The organism is Paenibacillus sp. Soil750, from assembly GCF_001428045.1.
In the GTDB taxonomy this organism is placed as follows: Bacteria; Bacillota; Bacilli; order Paenibacillales; family NBRC-103111; genus Paenibacillus_E; species Paenibacillus_E allorhizoplanae.
On record NZ_LMSD01000005.1, the window covers coordinates 22,420 to 40,564 of the forward strand.

At 48.6% G+C, this 18,145-nt stretch carries 12 protein-coding genes; 6 read left to right on the forward strand and 6 right to left on the reverse strand.

Going from position 1 to position 18,145, the window contains the following annotated elements; genetic code table 11:
- Positions 1-84 precede the first annotated feature (84 nt).
- The 3 genes from ASL11_RS06655 to ASL11_RS06665 form a co-directional block, all read right to left on the reverse strand.
- Positions 85-1,089, reverse strand: coding sequence for an endo-1,4-beta-xylanase (locus ASL11_RS06655; protein ID WP_056611415.1), 1,005 nt, complete (start codon positions 1,087-1,089; stop codon positions 85-87).
- 29 nt (positions 1,090-1,118) lie between these two features.
- Positions 1,119-3,188: an alpha-glucuronidase family glycosyl hydrolase gene (locus ASL11_RS06660; protein WP_056611418.1), complete on the reverse strand. Its 2,070-nt coding sequence runs from the start codon at positions 3,186-3,188 to the stop codon at positions 1,119-1,121.
- Between the two features lie 256 nt (positions 3,189-3,444).
- Complete coding sequence (locus tag ASL11_RS06665; RefSeq protein WP_056611801.1) at positions 3,445-5,997, reverse strand: DUF3656 domain-containing U32 family peptidase; 2,553 nt, start codon at positions 5,995-5,997, stop codon at positions 3,445-3,447.
- A gap of 217 nt (positions 5,998-6,214) precedes the next feature.
- Here ASL11_RS06665 and ASL11_RS06670 point away from each other — a divergent pair, with 217 nt between their 5' ends.
- From ASL11_RS06670 to ASL11_RS06695, 6 genes are all read left to right on the forward strand, one after another.
- Positions 6,215-9,454, forward strand: coding sequence for an FG-GAP repeat domain-containing protein (locus ASL11_RS06670; protein ID WP_157256837.1), 3,240 nt, complete (start codon positions 6,215-6,217; stop codon positions 9,452-9,454).
- A gap of 51 nt (positions 9,455-9,505) precedes the next feature.
- Positions 9,506-9,757 (forward strand): acyl carrier protein, encoded by a 252-nt coding sequence (locus ASL11_RS06675; protein ID WP_056611423.1) that lies wholly within the window; start codon positions 9,506-9,508, stop codon positions 9,755-9,757.
- A gap of 7 nt (positions 9,758-9,764) precedes the next feature.
- On the forward strand, positions 9,765-10,964 hold the full coding sequence (locus ASL11_RS06680; protein WP_056611426.1) for a hypothetical protein: 1,200 nt from the start codon (positions 9,765-9,767) through the stop codon (positions 10,962-10,964).
- 91 nt (positions 10,965-11,055) lie between these two features.
- On the forward strand, positions 11,056-11,973 hold the full coding sequence (locus ASL11_RS06685) for a hypothetical protein (RefSeq protein WP_056611429.1): 918 nt from the start codon (positions 11,056-11,058) through the stop codon (positions 11,971-11,973).
- Between the two features lie 90 nt (positions 11,974-12,063).
- Entirely contained in the window at positions 12,064-13,218 is a 1,155-nt protein-coding gene (locus tag ASL11_RS06690; protein WP_056611432.1) for an MBOAT family O-acyltransferase, read from the forward strand.
- A 51-nt stretch (positions 13,219-13,269) separates the two neighbouring features.
- Complete coding sequence (locus tag ASL11_RS06695) at positions 13,270-14,238, forward strand: sugar phosphate isomerase/epimerase family protein (RefSeq protein WP_056611435.1); 969 nt, start codon at positions 13,270-13,272, stop codon at positions 14,236-14,238.
- A gap of 82 nt (positions 14,239-14,320) precedes the next feature.
- Here the strand turns inward: ASL11_RS06695 and ASL11_RS06700 are convergent, their stop codons facing one another.
- From ASL11_RS06700 to uvrA, 3 genes are all read right to left on the reverse strand, one after another.
- Positions 14,321-14,524, reverse strand: a complete 204-nt coding sequence (locus ASL11_RS06700; protein ID WP_056611440.1) for a hypothetical protein — start codon at positions 14,522-14,524, stop codon at positions 14,321-14,323.
- A 292-nt stretch (positions 14,525-14,816) separates the two neighbouring features.
- On the reverse strand, positions 14,817-14,966 hold the full coding sequence (locus ASL11_RS36320) for a hypothetical protein (protein WP_157256838.1): 150 nt from the start codon (positions 14,964-14,966) through the stop codon (positions 14,817-14,819).
- A gap of 264 nt (positions 14,967-15,230) precedes the next feature.
- Positions 15,231-18,113 carry an excinuclease ABC subunit UvrA gene (uvrA, locus tag ASL11_RS06705; protein WP_056611443.1) on the reverse strand — a complete coding sequence of 961 codons (2,883 nt, stop codon included), beginning with the start codon at positions 18,111-18,113 and terminating at the stop codon, positions 15,231-15,233.
- Positions 18,114-18,145: the final 32 nt, after the last annotated feature.

Genomic DNA, 18,145 nt, shown 5'->3' on the forward strand with positions numbered 1-18,145 from the left:
CTATACGAGTAATCTAGATGTTGTCTATTGTATCCCAGTCTGTCATGATCTGACAACTATGGGTGTAAAGGTCTATTTTCATAATCACTTCATTACGCGATGAAAAGCTTTCTTCGGTGCATGATGACGATCAAAGAGGAATGGCCAATTCTTCCTCCCCTTCACTGGGAAATCATCCAACCATGTATAATCATCCGCTGCTCCCCAGAATGTAACGGCCGTAATGCTGCTTCGGTACGCTTGAAATAGCTCAAAAATCTGCTCATATCGCTGCGCTTGCAGCTCTAGCATCTCAGAGGTCGGCTCTGTGAGATCGGTTCGTCTGTCCGTGAATTCAAATACCGACAGATCTAGCTCTGTTATTTGAAGCTGCACGCCAAGAGAAGCATAGAGCTCAATGGCAGCGCGAATTTCCTCGATGGAAGGACCTTGAAGATTCCAATGTCCCTGCATTCCGATACCATGAATCGGTACGCCTTGATTTTGCAAGGACGATACCAGCGCAGCAATTTTATCCCGCTTCACAGGGTTGGTTTCATTGTAATCATTGTAGAATAGGAGTGCACTAGGATCTGCTTGATGGGCGAAATGAAAGGCATTAGCGATATAGTCCTCACCTATGATGTCGAGCCACTTGGATTTACGCAGTGTGATTTCTGTGGTGTCCTCAATCGCTTCATTGACAACATCCCATGCGTAAATTTGGCCGCGGTAACGCTTCATCACTGTTTCAATATGCTGCTGCATCCGAGTCAATAGTTCTTCCCGTGTTGCTTCTGCTCCTGCAGGTCCCTCGAACACCCAATCTGGCGTTTGGTTGTGCCAAACTAACGTATGACCTCTTACCTTTTTCCCCTGATTGGTTGCAAAATCAACGATCGCATCTGCCGCCCCAAACGTATAGCGGTCCGGATCGGGATGAATCTCAGCAAACTTCATTGCATTCTCTGCTGTTACACTATTATAATGCCGTTCGATGAGGTCGGCTTGCGTTACAATGGTTCTCGTATTCACTGCTGCACCAATATCGAAGTAGTGCTCAAACTTCTGATATAAGGAAGCTATTCCGATTTGGCTTTCTTTCGTCATGTTGGTTGACCTCCTTCAGTTCCTGTGAGTTAGTAAATCGTACGTCCCAGCTCATCCAAAATCCCCGATTTCCTGGAAAAATACGTGTTGATCACATCGCGCCATTCCTTCGCATGCTCAGCCTGATTCTGGAGACGCTGCAGCACTTGGGCGTAGCGTCTTTCATCGATGTAATCTTGCAGTGATGTCCATGCAGTAACTAAACCAGCTGCCTCATCGACGCCTTCAAAGTGAGTGTCGTACACGTGTTGGATGACTGTTTTGCCAGATTTCAACCTATGCGTATACGGCACGTGATGGAAAAATAACAAGAGCTCATCCGGACATTCTGCCAACGATTCGTACCGGGTTGCCTGCGGCTCATGATACTGCGCCGTGTAGCCTGTTCCCGATTTCACGGTGCGATCGACGCCAATGCCGTGACAATCCGCAAAATGGTAGGTCCCCCACTTGGCGTACTCATAGCCGTCCACATTAGGTCCATAGTGGTGACCTGGATTCACCATCCAGCCTACGCCAAGCGGCGCTGTATATTTCTCGTAAATGCTCCACGAACGGAGCATCATGTCCGAAAGCGTTGCAACCACCTCTGGCCGCCGGCTGAATGTCATCTTGATCCATTCCTCTGCAATAGCTTCCGCAGTAAGATTAGGATTCCATGCCAAACGGCCGTATCCATAGAGATTCGCTTGTGCTAGCACGTGACCCGTCCAATTCCAATCATCACCGATATTGGACACCGCTGCGAAACCGCCATGAGCTCGACCAAATAAAGCACCGCTAGCAATGTCGGCCGTTGTTGACCCTTCACCTTGCGCATAGGTATCGAAGTCAATGACTTCTTTCCATTGAGGTACTAAGAAACAAACGTGCTTCTGCTGCCCCGTGTACTCCTGCGTGACTTGCAGCTCCAGTATTTGGTTCGTGCTGCGCAGGCCTCCGAGCAACGGAGATACTGGCTCACGTACTTGAAAGTCCATTGGACCATTTTTAATTTGCAAAATGACATTATCCTTAAATTTCCCGTCCAACGGCGTGAAATGATCATAAGCAGCTCGCGCTCGATCCGTGGAACGGTCGCGCCAATCCTGCAGGCAGTTGTACACGAAGCACCGCCAAATGACCAGACCGCCATGTGGCCAAAGTGCGTTCGCCAGCATATTGGCACCATCGGCATGGTCGCGGCCGTAGGTGAATGGCCCTGGGCGGAATTCGGAGTCCGCCTTCACCAGGAAACCGCCGAAATCAGGAATGTGTTGATAGATTTCGGCCGCTTTCTCTTCCCACCAGAGAATGACATCGTTATCCAATGGATCAGCCGTCGTCAATCCGCCAATCTCCATCGTACTCGCGTAGTTCACACTGAGAAATAACGTGATGCCATACGAACGGAACACCGCAGCAATCTGTGCGACTTCAGGGAGAAAAGCCTCTGTGATCAACATCGTTTCTTGACGATGTACGTTCACGTTATTGATCGAGATCGTATTAAGGCCTACAGATGCAAGCAAGCGAGCGTACTCACGAATAAGCGTGTGATCCTTGATGATGGCATTATCCTCGAAGAAAATGGAGCGCCCCGCATAGCCACGTTCAATGCTGCCGTCCATGTTATCCCACTGATTCATCATCCGCAGCATATTGCTCGGATTCTGGGAAATACTGAGCTGCCCAAGGGATTCTCCGCACTGAAGTCTACGAAGCAATTCGAACACCGCATATAGCACACCTTTATCGGAGCCCCCTATGAGGACTAGGTAGTTACCCTCTGAAGCTTTTACTGATTGAATCAGGTAACCGTCTTCCTGTATGCTTGCCACGCGCTCGGTATCTAAGAGATGGTCCAGCGCCGTCGTCTGATCTTTAACACCTAGGAGAATCGCATGTGATTTCGTAGGTTTCTCTGAATGTACAGGTGCGACACCAAGCAACGCTGAAATTCCTCCATGGAGCTCGTGCGCAGCCGTCTGAAAGACTTCAGATATCGTATAGGTGACTATTTCCTGACACCACGTTCGGTAGGTTTCTATTAAAGAGGCCTCGTCAATTAGCGAGTATCGAAGCCAACAAAGATCTGTTTCTTGCTTATGTGTAGACATGCTGCACCACCCTGATTATGTATGGTTTTCGAAATAAAGCGCTTTCGCGAGTTATTATATCGTCTGCCTCCATCGTTTCATACCCTAGGAAGTTTAGATTGTACCCAACAGATTAAAGGAGTTTTCTAAGTAGGTCAGCCCCTAGCGCCTCTACGTCTTCTGAGTGCTTTTTTGCAGTGATTTGGACCGACAAGACAAAAAACCGCCCCCCGACACTAATCGTCGTGAGGCGGCTAAGCGCACTAGGCGCTGTTATTTATTTCACCAAAGTACCCTTCGTTACACCCAACTGGTTCGTTGCCTTCAGTGAACGCCATACTTGCGTCCCGCTGATTTGGCCATCGATTGCTTTGCGATACAAATCAAGAATTTCCGTTACTTTCTCCGGTGTCTCTTCCAAGAATTCCACACGGAAAGAGCGAATACCCAGATCCATAAAGTGATTCAAATACTCCGCACCAGACTGATCTATCGCGTTGTAAACGGTATTCCGGCATCCTTCATCTACACGAACAGGATGAGACATGCCCACGCGGTCCTGCAAGGACACACGTTTCTCCTCACATGGACGGCCACAGTTCGTAAAGTCAGTTCCTTCACTCAGGAACGTACAGTACACGCAGTGCTCCGTGTGGAACATCGGCATGTGTTGATGAATGACGACTTCGAGCTTGGATGTTTCCGCGCGGCGAAGCAAGTCAACCATCTGCTGAATGTTCAAGTCATACGAAGGCGTAACCTTCGAGAGCCCGGCAGCCAAGAACAAATCTGCGGCTTTATGGTTGGCCACATTCAAGGAGAAGTCACCAATCAGCTCCGGTTGTGGTGCATCTGGATTCTCAAAGCGATGCTTCAAGAAATAGTAGGCTGCACCCGTATTACGAATCAGAACCGCATCTGGCTTAAGCTTGAGTATATTGTTAAAATAGCCCGTTTCCCCTGGCATATGAATCCGTGGTGTCACTAGCGCGATCTTTCGCCCAGCGGCATGAACGGCTTCAACAGCGGCAGGGAACTGCTTAATAAATTCAAAATCAGCGTAAATCAAGCCAACGTCAGTCGTTGCCAACACAGCCTTCACCTGATCCAGGTTACGGCAAAGTGCAGTCAACTCGACGGCACTGCGATCCGCGAGGGATAAAGCAGGTGCATTCACAGCGGTAACAGCCGCGTGATGCTCGGTTACTGAAGCAGGCACGTCGTCGTACACGCCGACCTCGCGCTTGATGTACGCGCGCGGCTTCTGCCGCTCGTCTTCCATCAGCTCGACAGCCATGCGGCGCATGCTGTTCAGCTCACGCATCGGCACGATCAGCGCGCCGTCCAGCTGGACATCCAGCTCGGCAAGCTCATAAATCGTGCCGCCAAGACGACCGAACTGCTCGGTGAAGAGCTGTTCGTCCATTGGTCTTTTTTCCGCTTGAACTAGCGGAAGCTCGGACTGTACGAAGACGGTGTGACCGCCTTTCACATCCGTCCACCAGCTCTTGAGCGTCTCGCCAAGTACGCCGGTTACTTTCACACTTACTGGGAATGTACGGTAAGGCTTATCCGTCTCAAATGTCTGGCGCAGACGTTTGTCCAGCGCAGGATCGTTCGTCTTCCAGATGCGGTCGCCAACATGCAAACGGCCAAGCTCTACATCGTTGCGTCCCATAACGATTTCGATCAATCCACCCTCGGCTTCGCCTTCGAGTTTCTCTCCTTTGCGGCGCAAATCGTAAATGCGGCCGCCCTCTTCCTTCTTCGTCGGATCCCCCGCGTCGAAAACTAGCCCATCGCCGCGTTTCAGCGGCGCTTCCAGCTCACAGATCACCGCATCGCGCAGAATCTGCTTAATACGGCCCACGAAAACCCCACGGCTCTTCGGAAACGTGCCGTCAACCAACTGCTTGTTGTTGGTTCCTTGCAGGAACCCAACTGTAAAACCACGTGAGAAGCTTTGCTGAAGCTCACGCACTTCCTCTTTGGACGGACGAGCGTCCAGCCCATCGAAATAACGATCAATCGCTTTGCGATATTTGCTCACAACATTGGCTACATATTCAGGGGTCTTCAGACGCCCTTCAATTTTAAAGGAACGAACACCTGCTTCAATTAGCTCGGGCACGATTTCAATCGCCGCCAAGTCCTTTGGCGAGAGCAAATATGTGACGTCTCCCATCGGTTTTTGCTCGCCATCGACCATCAGATCATAAGGTAAACGACAAGCCTGCGCGCACTCACCACGGTTAGCGGAACGCCCTCCCCACATTTCGGAGGTCAAGCATTGTCCCGAATAGGACACACAAAGAGCACCATGTACGAATACTTCCATCGGAAGCTTCGCTTGATCGCCGATTTGTTTAATTTGTTTCAGGTTATTCTCACGACCAAGAACGACACGTTCGATATCGAACGGTTTCGTAAATTCAACAGCTTCCGGCGATGTAATCGTCATCTGCGTTGAACCGTGAATCGGGAAATCGGGTGAGATTTCACGAATCATTTTAACCAAGCCCAGATCCTGAACAATTACCGCGTCTACGCCCGCATCGACACACGCTTCAATTAATTGTTTGGCATCGTTCAACTCTTCCTCAAACACCAGAATGTTAAACGTCAAGAAGCCCTGAACACCATATAGATGAAGGAACGACATAATATCCGGCAGCTCGGCCATCGTAAAGTTATGCGCTCTCGCTCTCGCATTGAATTTCTCCACACCAAAAAACACGGCATCTGCCCCATTGGCTACAGCCGCTCGCAAACAATCCCAATCCCCCGCGGGGGCCAATAATTCTACATCTTCTCTGCGTATCGTACGCATGGCAGCAAATCCTTTCAATATCAATCCTCGGTAATCCTCAAACTCTTCTCTTTAGTGTAACAGAAACGATAGGTAGGAATCTAGGGCAGGGGATAACTACGCCTAAAGCCAATATCCGACAATACGGCAATAGGCGCCACCTTTAGAAGTTAACAAACGTACCCATGAATGCTATAATGGCAAGGATAGTGACCATTCTAGCAATCGAGGGATCCTTTTGAATTTGTCGAAAATTCGTGTAACCCAACTTCTGATCGGGTTAAGCCTTGGCCTCTTAGTCATCGTGCTAATCCTTCTATTTTTGCCAAAAGTCGAGGAAACTAAGCTTCTATACGCAACGAGCGGGGATTCTTATGATACCGCCGCCTATAGTAATTTCGAACAAACCTTGCAAGCAGGTGTTCAAATTGATAGAACTAGTTTGCTTGCAATCTCAACCCGTCAGCTTCGCAAGTACGACGCACTGTATTTGGATCCAGGGCTAGCCCAAGATGCTGCATGGTCCAAACAAGCGGATAAACTAATAGCTTTCGTGAAGCAGGGCGGACATTTATTGTTAGAAAATGAGTTTGCGAATCGGTTTCCGCTAGACTTTCTGGGTGCAGCTGGGATCGTTGATTTGAGAAAAGTGCCTCTGAGCGGCGATTCGCTGTCTCTCAGCTACCCACAAGTGCCTGTTAATTTACAGGGCATTCAACAATCGTTTCAATTATTTACAACCAGTTATCTCAAACATAACTCGATGGATGATATGCCTGGGTTTAATCTTGGTTATGGCTTCAACCCTTCAACAGGACAAACTGTTGTCACTATGGCTAACCCATTGGAATCGAAGCAGTCTGTCTCCCTTGTCTTGCACAATCGTGTGGGCAAAGGTGCCGTGCTCATCAGCAGTAACTTCTTGCCGAACCGGTACTTCCCTACAGGCTTTGATATGAAGAGCGGGTTCGATCCGAAATTAGGTTTTGCCCAACTGGCAGAGAAATACCAATCATCAAGCAAGCCAACACCGGGAACGGCTTACTTCAATAAAAGAGCGCTGCCGATTGAGCCGTATTTTAACTTCGCTTGGGCGGCGGCTAATATGCAGTATCGCAGTGAGCTGCTAGCTTATGTCGCTAAGGAAACGCTCGGGTACAGTATAAAGAAGAGCCTGGGGCCATATGGCAGGCCGGCTATGGCGTTTCAGAACCATTTCGAGGCGATGCCGGCGATCGGGCAAAAAGACGGCATAGCCTGGGCGGAGAAGCTGAAGGAGTACAACGAGGTTCCCTCGTTTACGCTCGTACGCAACGCCTTCTACTGGGGTGAATGGCGCGAGAGCGTGACGGTGCAGCTCAACACAGGAACGAACGCGAAGCCTTCGTTTGTGGGCGAGCTGCCCGGCTCCGGCTACGCGAGCGGACTGCACGTGATGGCTGCCGGCATACCGTTACGGCAAGCTACGTACCCTGATTATCGCGATCTTGCAGGCACGATTGAACTGCCGTACCGCGCCTACCCGGCCGCCGCGGATCTGAACGGCGACGGCCGCATGGACTTGCTGGCCGGCAGCAGCGATGGATTCGTGTATGTCTACACGAATCTGGGCAAGGATGAGGCGGCTTACGTCAGCGAGCCGCCGCCGAAGGGCATGGCTCTGCCCGACACGTTCGGCGCGCCTGCGAAGGTTTTGCTGGAGAGCGGCGCACCGCTCCAGCTCAGCCCTTACAGTGCCGTTCACGCCGCCGACGTGAACGGGGATGGCCGCACGGACCTCGTCGTCTCGGACGAGTCCGGCGCGATACAGCTTTTGCCGCAGCTCGCTAGCGGCAGGTTCGGCAAGCCCGCGGCCGTGCTCGCGGACGGAACTGCGCTGCAGCTGCCCGGAGGGCCTGCAGCGCCAGCCGTCGCCGACGTGAACGGCGACGGCAAGCTAGACCTCGTCCTAGGCGCAGCCGATGGACGAGTGTGGCTGTATCAGGGCCGCAGCGCAGCGGCTCTGGATCTCGCGCCAGGCAGCATGATCATCACGCTGCCGAACCGATCCACGCACGCCGCGCCAGCGGTGCGTGATATGAACGGCGACGGCCGACCGGATCTCGTGGTCGGCAGCAGCGATGGGGACCTCCAAGTGTTCATCCAAGAATCCGCTGGCGCTTGGACTGATGTGGGGCCCCTCACAGGGACAACCTTAAACCAAGTCGGCAATAACGCGTTGGTTGCTGGACATTATTCCGTGCCTTTATGGCTGGACATCAATCACGATGGCAATGACGATCTCATCGTGGGTGGTATCGAATTCGGCTCTCCAGTAGCGATCGATGACCCGCACTTTCCTTATAAAGCGGAATTAAACGAATTCATTGCGTATGCGAAAGATCAGCATTTACAATTAAATCCGCACACATTTGTACATAATTTTAAGAGTGCTGATGACGAGAGAATTGAGTTCAACCTGCATCAACAGGCTTTCGATAAGCTTGGTATTCCATGGTTACATCCTGGAACGAACCAGCACACCTGGCGCATTAATAATGAAGATCACGATCAGACCCTGCTTACCGAGAAAGGAAAAGGCATGTGGTACAACTTCGGATTCTTACCTTCCGAGTCCCCTGTGCTTGCTCGTCCAGAATCGATCTGGTCGCTTCCCTTCCTTTTACAAGATGAGCAAGGAAAGACCGATACGACGATGCTCATTCATGCACCTACACCGGTCCTTAGGCCGGCTGGTGACAATGCAAACACAGATGTTTTCGAGACCATGGTAAAGCTGGATATGCCGATTGATTATTTCGAGCATATTGAATACCATTTCCCTGAACCTCAGAAAATTGCTAATTTAACGGAATTTGCTGATTACTTTGACAAGCTTCGCACGAAGCATGATTATAACTTTATGTCCGAAACACAGATGGCCAAATCGTTCTTAACCGCTATGCAAAGCGATGTGAAGATCAGCCAATCCTGGGGTTCCTACCTGTGGGATCGATTAAAGGATCGCCTCAGCGGTGGCAGTCCTCACTTCCACGCTACGCTATCACCTGAAAGATCTGATGTTTCTCTTTTAGCTGAAGAATACGCGGATACCTTAGGCGTCACCATCGAAAAAGGGGATAAGCTCGCCCTATATTCCCTGCAAAGCAATTCAAACATCTATACGACGATTGAGAACAAGTTTTATCTCGGATTAGCGAAGAAAGCTGAGATTCGCGTGGGCCCATCGTCACAACAGTTCCATGTTGTCCGTTCGAATGTTCCTTTTACCCTTACGGAGAAAGGAAATACCTATCAGTTGAAGCTTGAATCCGCAGGTCTACAGCAAGTTAAATTATTTAGTCCAGTTGAGCTCAAATTAGCGTCGTCACCTGATGTTACCGTTCTGCATGACGCTGCTTCCCAAACTTACACACTGACCCGATATGGGGATGTGACGACACTTACTTTTACCGGGCCTGTCGCCAATGCGCAGTAACCCTATCCACATTTAATCATCTACTTATTTTTGAATCAGGAGGCTTTCCCCATGTCTACTTTATTAGAAGAGCTTGAGCAGCATATTCGCGAGCGTTACGAAATTGCCGAGGATGATGACGATTTCGATGTGGACGTTCATCTGTTCGATTATGGGTTTATCGATTCCGTTGGGGCGACTGCCCTCATCGCTCATATTGAGAAAACGTATAACCTGCAAGTAACGAACCAAGATTTGATGCTCTATCCAATGAACACGGTGAGTGAAATTGCCGATTTTATTTCCAAGAAGACTGCGAGGTAACGGATTCATGAGTACAGTTAAAATTTCATTGGCAGGCCTAGCTGAAAGCCAGCACGGTCAAGTCAAATATGCCTCTGCCTTTGCTGATGAGCACATTCAAGAAATCCTTTTAATTGATGGAGACATCATCATCACCCACAACTCACCTAACGGTGATGAAGGGATTACTGCACGAGTTGAGCGCCTAATTGAGCGTTTCTCCCACGGTGATTTCGGATTTAAAGAGAATATTTTATTCGAAAATAAAGTCGACACGCCTTATGAAGGCGACATTATTGCTGAGCTCGCTGAGCGTAAAGCGATTAAGGTGTTAGAGCCCGGCCTATTCATCTTCCGTGAGCCTTTCTCCAGCTTGATGCGTTTCCTTGACTACTCATTCGTCAGTAAAATTGCAAGACGTTTCGAAGGTGTCCAAGAGGAACAATATCCTGCGGTCATCAATAGCCATACGTTGAACAAAACGAACCATTTCACTTCGTTCCCTGAGCACATTCATTTCGTGACGCATCTGCGTGAAGATCTCGATGTCATTGAGGCATTCTCCCAAACAATTCGCGAAGCTGGTGGTTGGGACCAAGAGAAGCCTTTGGCGCTGGATAACAACATGGTGAAGCCTAACTTCATGATGAACCCTTCTACTTGTTACCACTGCTATGAAGGTCTCGAGAATGAAACGCTGGAAGGCGACGGCATTGTCGTGACCGCGATTGCGAAATGTCACCGTTTTGAGTCCAAAAACCACTCCGACTTCGGTCGTCTACTCGACTTCTCAATGCGTGAAATTATTTTCGTCGGTAAGCCGGAATTCGTGAAAGAGAACCGCTTGAAATCCATCGAGTATTTGAAAGAATTGGCCGTTGAATGGCAAGTAGACAGCTTACTGGAGATCGCGAACGATCCGTTCTTCACGAACGATTTCCAAGTGAAAGCGTCTTTCCAACGTAACCAGGAGATGAAGTACGAGCTTCGCCTGAACATTCCGCATGTGAAGAAGTCCATTGCATGTTCTTCCGTCAATTTCCATAGCAACACATTCGGGAATGCTTTTAATATTAAAATGGGCAAACGTAACGCCGTTACGGGCTGCGTAGGGTTCGGTATTGAGCGCTGGGCGTTCGCGTTCCTCGCACAGTACGGTCTCGATGAGGGGCAATGGCCTGCTACGTTCCGTGAGCAGTACCACGCTTGGCAAGAGAAGGCTTTGTAAGTCTTATTTCAATTACCCCAGGGTGCTCGTGTCATACGAACGAGTCCTTGGGTTTTCATTTTAACCACTACGAAGATAATGAGTGATTCTATTGAAAGCAACCGCTGCTTTTCTCAAAAGAAATAGCTTTGCACTCGGCCTATTGCTCGCCATCGTCGTCTCCGACCTGCTTATCTCTTGGTGGAACCCGATGGCGTCTTCACGCCGTTTTTACAAAAACGACTTCACCAAAACGCTCTACCACCATAGCTGGTCCCATACGGGTCCGGTTTTCTTCGGTAATTCGGCTGTTACGGGTGCTTATATCGAAGAGAAGTCGGATAGCCATTTGGTCGAGATGGGCCTTTCCTACGGGAAGCTGACTGATCTGAAGGGCATACTGAAGAACAACCTCTATCAGGTGAAGGATGAGCTTGTCATCGGGATCGACGTACATACAATGCTCGACCCTCTCGAAACGGATCCGACCTATCAGTGGTTCAAGCCTTGGTACCAGCCATATGTGTATACGTACCGCGATTACTTCCGGGATTCGGGTATCGAGTTTGCTCGCAATTTAAGCAAAGGCAGCCTTGCCTTCGAGCCTCGCTGGATTGATAAGGAGTTGTACCCAGGCCGCAAGGACGACGCTGCTCTGAAGACCAAGTGGGACGACTACGACAAACGGTTCGGCGCCATGACCTTGAAGGATTTCCAAGGCAATCTGGATGCCCTACAGTGGGTGCTCCAGTATGCGGACGAGCATAAGCTCGCGCTGCGTGTGATTTGGATGCCGTGGAACAAAGGCTACGCTGATCCTCCTTATGTTGCTTCACTGAAGGATGCGGTTAACGCCCGGCTAAAGGCTGCGAACGTTCCCACGCTCGATTTGATGCACACGTACGATCCGCGTTATTTCCATGACCTTGTTCACTTGAACCGGGAAGAAGGCGCGCCGCTATTTACGAAGGAGGTTGACACATGGTTAAATTCCTTAGGAAAACCGTCGAAATCCTCATCTACCTCGTGATGCTTTACTTAGTTTTCATTTATTTTACCGGCAAGGGATTGTTCATCTACGAGAAGTTCTAAGATCTAGCAAGCGAGGAGTTCTTTAGCTATGTTTTATATGCACATGAACGCGATGGTCGCGATGAGTGGCATGATTGCCGTTCTGATGCTCACCCGCAAGTGGGCGGATAATAAGCGTATTTTGATGATCATATTCAGTCTGTGCTTCCTCCTGTTGTTTAGTAAGAAGCTGGTCGTTTTCTATGCTGCTTTTACGATTATTAATTATTTCGGGTTTGTGTATCTGTGCCGGACGACGATATGGCGGAAAGCGACCTTTATTTTCGGAATCGCCGCGAATATTGTCGGTGTCTTTCTCGGTGTTCGTTTTTTCGTTATGGGTGTTTTCAGTTCTCCATTGTTCGACGCCATCATTTATTTAGGACTCATTTACAACGTTCTCAAAGTGATTGATTCGTACTATTTCGCTTATTTCTTTGGAAAAGACGGCGAAGTGCCGGCCATTGATTATGCCAACTATCTGTTGTTCATTCCGACTTTTACTTCCGGACCGATTCTGAAATTCCGTGATTTCATGGCCGACAGCAAGAAGCCCTACACGGTAGATGCCAAGCTGTTTGAAGACAGTATAAAGCGTATTATTTTAGGCTTATTTAAAAAGATCGTCGTCGTCACCTGGATGACTGGTGTGTTCGACCACGTATTGAAGCAGGAGCTTCATACGCATCAATCATTATTTCTGTTGGTCTGGTTCTATGCGCTCATCTACTTCGACTTCTCGGGTTATTCCGATATGGCGATTGGCTTTGGTCGATTAATGGGGTATACGATGCCAGAGAACTTCAAAAAGCCTCTCTTCTCACCTTCCATGACGCAGTTTTGGCGGAATTGGCATGCGACGCTGGGCGATTTTTTCCGTGATCACATCTTCATGTTCTTCTCACGTAAAACTCCCTCCACGGCGCTCACAGCCAGCCTATCCATCCTGATCATGGTGCTGATGGGCTTATGGCATGGCTTTACGTGGTTGTACTTCCTTTACGGGCTGTACCATGGCATCATTATCGCGATTGAGAATATCTTCAAACTCACAACCGTGAATAAGAAAAAGGTATCTAAAGCATACTTCTACTTCCGCTGTTTGGTGACGCAGACGCTCGTGACGTTCTCCGTAATCATCTATAGTTCGAATTACGATACCGTGCTTCGGATCTATAAAGGCTTGCTTCATTTTACTGGATGATAGTGGTATAATTTGATCTGATTGTTTTATCAATTATGGAGGTGTAATCGAATGAAGTTAGGCGTTTTTATGGTTCTTTTCGGTGGAAAACCTTTCGAGGAAGCTTTGGATTATATTGCTGCGAAAGGCTTGGACGCCGTTGAGATTGGTACGGGTGGCTACCCAGGTACTGCACACTGCAACCCAGCTGAACTACTTGCTGATGCAGGTAAACTGAAAGCTTTTAAACACGCGGTAGAGTCCCGCGGTTTGACGATCAGCGCACTAAGCGCTCACGGTAACCCTCTTCACCCGCAAAAACACATCGCGAAAGAGTTCCACGATGCTATTATACAAACGATTGAATTGGCTGAACGCCTTGAAGTACCTGTTGTTAACACGTTCTCTGGCTGCCCTGGTGACCATGAGGATGCCAAATATCCGAACTGGCCGGTAGCGCCATGGCCGAACGATTTCCAAGAGATCTTGGACTGGCAGTGGACGAACAAAGTCATTCCTTACTGGACAGAAACAGGCAAATTCGCAGCAGATCGTAATATCAAAATCGGATTAGAACTGCACGGCGGTTTCTCCGTACATACACCAGCTACCCTTCTTCGCCTTCGCGAAGCTGCAGGTGAAGCGATTGGTGCCAACTTGGATCCAAGTCACATGTGGTGGCAAGGCATTGATCCTGTACAAGCGGTTCAGATTCTTGGACGCGCGAACGCGATTCACCATTTCCATGCAAAAGATACGTCACATGATTACAACAACACGAACCGTTTCGGTGTGACGGACATGCAGTCCTACACAAACATGCTGGATCGTGCTTGGCAGTTCCGTTCCGTTGGTTTCGGTCACGATATGAAAGTATGGGCAGATATTATCAGCGCATTGCGTCTGGTTGGCTATGACTATGTCGTTAGTATCGAGCACGAAGACGGCTTAATGTCCGTTGACGAGGGCTTCTCCAAGGCCGTATCGAACCTCCAACAAGTACTCATCAAGGAACCACTTGGTGAAATGTGGTGGGTGTAATCGAATAGATCGCACACAAAAAGCCCACAGGCTAGAGATCTTCCGATCTAGAGTCCTGCGGGCTTTTGTTTACTTGTATGTACTACCAGCCTTTGATCATGATGACATCCATGAAAAGAAATACGAGTAGAGATACAGTTCCAAATCCAAGTGCAAACAGATTTCTTCTTGGGTTGATCAATTGACGGATAACGGCAATTGCAATCACCACTGTGAAGATCAAAACATAGATATCAAAGCTTGTATACGTGCTAGTTGATGCTTCAGCTGCTTCTGCTAATAACATGGTGAAACCTCCTTATAGTAACTCGGTGCAAGGCACACGTCCTGCTATTTTAATACTATGTTAGCTCGATTGGACACGAGATGCAAGTAGTTGCATCGATGTGTAACAAGTTTGTCACCTTTTGTTTGGGATTAGGCCTATTTGGCTAGCCCATGCAGGCAGATTTCTTTAATATCCCTTGTACGTATAAAATGTCCATCTGTGCAACTATTTATTACTCTCCGTAAGAACAACAAAAAGCCCATACGTAGAAACCGTGCGGGCTTTGTTCGATTGGAACTTAAGACTATGCTTACACGGCTAGCGCATCTCGGTGATCTTCATCTTCCGGAATTTCGGTCAATCCGGCGTAAGATAGCTCTTTCTCTTGCCATGCTAGAAATCGGAATGGATCAATCCCCAATGCAGATACAATTTCTTGAAGCTCTAACGTCGGTTTCATTATTTGCCTCCATTACATGAATTAGATTAGAACTGCTATATCTCTCAATCATCAAGTCAATGGTTAAGGTAGAGGGAGATGTTCACTGTTACTTACTATTATTATAGGCCTACTTCTATCACTATTGATAGAGGGTTAAATTGTCGAAGCCTGTATCATTCAATTAAGTCTTAGCAAAATTTTAGGTATTTACGTCACTTGTAAAAAGAAAAAGCTTGAAATTGGCAAATGAAACACCCAATTTCAAGCTTAATTGTTCGCTTTCTAGCTAACGGATCCTTCTAGGACCTCCATCCGCTTCGCATAGTCTTCTGAACGCACGCGATCCCGCTCAAGGATCGGCTTCAAATATTGGCCGGTATAGGACCCGGCCACCTTCACGACATCCTCTGGCGTACCCGCCGCCACGATCAAGCCCCCGCGGTTACCACCTTCGGGTCCTAGATCGATGAGGTGGTCCGCCGTCTTGATGACATCGAGGTTATGCTCGATGACCAGTACCGTTTCACCGCTCTCCACGAGGCGGTGAAGGACCTTCAGGAGACGATCAATATCATGGATGTGAAGCCCCGTCGTGGGCTCATCCAGAATATAGATCGTCTTGCCTGTACTGCGGCGGTATAGTTCCGCCGCGAGCTTCACACGCTGGGCTTCGCCGCCTGACAGCGTGGTTGCTGGCTGGCCGAGGGTCATATAGCCCAGGCCGACATCCAGAAGTGTATTCAGCTTACGATGAATGCGCGGCAAGTTCTTAAAGAACTCGCAGCCGTCCTCAATTGTCATCTCTAACACTTCAGAAATGCTCTTGCCCTTGTACTTCACTTCCATCGTCTCGCGGTTATAGCGTTTGCCTTTACAAATTTCGCAAGGCACGTAAACGTCCGGCAAGAAATGCATCTCGATCTTGATGATGCCATCTCCACGACAAGCTTCACAACGGCCGCCTTTCACGTTAAAGCTAAAGCGTCCTTTCTTATAACCACGCACCTTCGCTTCGTTCGTATTCGCATAAACATCACGGATATCATCGAATACACCTGTGTACGTTGCAGGATTGGAGCGCGGTGTGCGTCCAATTGGCGACTGATCAATATCGATAACTTTATCAATATGCTCTAATCCGACAATTTCTTTATGTTCGCCAGGTCGAACTTTCGCACCATTCAAATCGCGGGATAACGTCTTAAACAAAATTTCGTTAATCAAAGTACTCTTGCCTGACCCGGATACACCGGTCACGCAAGTGAATACCCCTAAAGGCACCTTAGCCGACACGTTTCGCAAGTTATTTTCTTTGGCGCCTTTCACTTCGATCCATTTGCCATTCGGCTTACGACGAACCGCAGGAATCGGAATGAACCGCTTGCCGCTCAAATACTGACCTGTTAAGGAATTCTCATCCTGCATCAGCTCTGTTGGTGTACCTTGGGCAATAACCTGCCCACCATGAATACCAGCCCCTGGACCAATATCTATGATATAATCAGCCGCCATCATCGTGTCTTCATCATGCTCGACAACGATCAACGTGTTGCCCAGATCACGCATATGCTCAAGTGTTTGAATCAATCGCGTGTTATCCCGTTGATGCAAACCGATACTCGGCTCATCGAGGATGTACAGGACGCCCATCAGGCTCGAACCGATTTGCGTAGCCAATCGAATCCGTTGCGCCTCTCCACCTGATAATGTGCCTGCTGCGCGGTGCATCGTTAAATAATCAAGTCCAACGTTCACCAGAAAGCCTAGACGAGCTCTAATTTCCTTCAAGATCAAATTCGAAATCGTTAGCTCGCGCTCGTTCAGCTGTAGACCCTTAAACCATTCTTCCGCTTCTCCGATGGAAAGGGAAGTTGCGTGCGAGATGTTCTTACCGTTAATCGTTACGGCAAGCGTTTCAGGCTTTAAGCGGTGACCTTTACATTTCGGACAAGGCTTCGTACTCATGTAGGTCTGAATATGCTCGCGAATACCCTCAGAGAAGGTATCTTTGAACCTGCGTTCCAAGTTGCGAATGATGCCTTCAAATGGTACCAGCGCTTCTTTGGATGCACCCATATCATTCTCATAACGGAAACGGATTTTCTCGCCACCCGTCCCATACAAGATCACCTTCATTTGATCGCTGCTTATCTCAGATACAGGTACATTGCGTGGGATCTTGTAGTGTTCACACACAGCAGCAAGAAACTGCGGATAGTAGTTGGAAGTACTGCCCGCCCACGCTTCAAATGCACCCTCTTCAATCGTCAGCTTCATATCAGGAACAAGCAGATCCGGATCGACGATCATCTGACTGCCTAAGCCATCACAATCTGGACAAGCACCGAATGGACTATTAAAGGAAAACATTCTCGGTGCAAGTTCTTCGACACTGAATCCACACTCTGGACATGCCAAGTTCTGGCTGAATAGCAGCTCTTCTTTCTCCATAACATCGACGATGACACGACCATTCGCCAACTTAAGCGCAGTTTCCAAGGAATCTGCCAAACGTGTCTGTACATCATCTTTGACCACGATACGGTCAACGACCACATCAATGGTGTGTTTTTTATTTTTGTCGAGCTCAATTTTCTCGGAAAGGTCTACCGTTTCCCCGTTTACACGAACCCGCACAAATCCTTGCTTCTGAATATCCACGAATAGCTTCGTGTGCTCACCTTTGCGCCCTGAAATAAGCGGTGCTAGAATTTGAATCTTCGTACGTTCCGGGTACTCCATAATCCGGTCTACCATTTGTTCCACGGTTTGCGAAGTAATCTCGATACCATGGGTAGGACAGTGCGGCCGTCCAATACGAGCAAACAACAGCCTTAAATAATCGTATATCTCCGTTACGGTTCCAACCGTTGAACGTGGATTACGGCTTGTTGTCTTTTGGTCAATGGATATGGCTGGTGACAACCCTTCAATGGAATCGACATCTGGTTTATCCATATTCCCAAGAAATTGACGCGCATAGGCAGACAATGACTCTACATAACGTCGCTGCCCTTCTGCATAAATCGTATCAAAGGCCAGCGATGATTTCCCCGATCCACTTAAGCCCGTGAGTACGACGAACTTATCACGTGGAATGGTGACATCAATATTTTTAAGATTGTGAGCTCTAGCTCCTTTAATAACGATCTGATCTCTAGACACAGATACCCTTCCTCTCCTATGTGAAACTGAAA

Bases quoted from the DNA above. Each gene is read 5' to 3' on its own strand.
- ASL11_RS06655 (WP_056611415.1), bottom strand. From the start codon at position 1,089: ATGACGAAAGAAAGCCAAATCGGAATAGCTTCCTTATATCAGAAGTTT.
- ASL11_RS06660 (WP_056611418.1), bottom strand. From the start codon at position 3,188: ATGTCTACACATAAGCAAGAAACAGATCTTTGTTGGCTTCGATACTCG.
- ASL11_RS06665 (WP_056611801.1), bottom strand. From the start codon at position 5,997: ATGCGTACGATACGCAGAGAAGATGTAGAATTATTGGCCCCCGCGGGG.
- ASL11_RS06675 (WP_056611423.1), top strand. From the start codon at position 9,506: ATGTCTACTTTATTAGAAGAGCTTGAGCAGCATATTCGCGAGCGTTAC.
- ASL11_RS06680 (WP_056611426.1), top strand. From the start codon at position 9,765: ATGAGTACAGTTAAAATTTCATTGGCAGGCCTAGCTGAAAGCCAGCAC.
- ASL11_RS06690 (WP_056611432.1), top strand. From the start codon at position 12,064: ATGTTTTATATGCACATGAACGCGATGGTCGCGATGAGTGGCATGATT.
- ASL11_RS06695 (WP_056611435.1), top strand. From the start codon at position 13,270: ATGAAGTTAGGCGTTTTTATGGTTCTTTTCGGTGGAAAACCTTTCGAG.
- ASL11_RS06700 (WP_056611440.1), bottom strand. From the start codon at position 14,524: ATGTTATTAGCAGAAGCAGCTGAAGCATCAACTAGCACGTATACAAGC.
- ASL11_RS36320 (WP_157256838.1), bottom strand. From the start codon at position 14,966: ATGAAACCGACGTTAGAGCTTCAAGAAATTGTATCTGCATTGGGGATT.